Genomic DNA, 255 nt, shown 5'->3' on the forward strand with positions numbered 1-255 from the left:
CGTCGTTGGCGCCGATGACGTCGAAGGTGACAGTCTTCGGCGTGCCGTCCAGCGAGTGGATCGTGAAGCTGTCCGTGTGGGTCTGACCAGCGCCCAGCGACTGCGTCGCGCTGTTGGCCACGGAATAGGTGTAGGTGCCGTTCGCGGCGAGCGTCAGCGTGCCGAGGTTGCCGGCAATGCCGGTGGCGCCGGGCTGGAACGAGGACTGGCCGTTGTCGACGTCGGTGGCCGTCAATTGCCCGGTGGCGGTAAGGT

At 67.1% G+C, this 255-nt stretch carries 1 protein-coding gene; it reads right to left on the reverse strand.

All coding sequences use genetic code 11. From position 1 onward, the window contains the following. On the reverse strand, positions 1 to 255 hold a 255-nt coding region (locus AC0L3J_RS38225), incomplete at both ends, for a VCBS domain-containing protein (RefSeq protein ID WP_473350593.1).

This window comes from Bradyrhizobium sp. Kon37, from assembly GCF_055807535.1.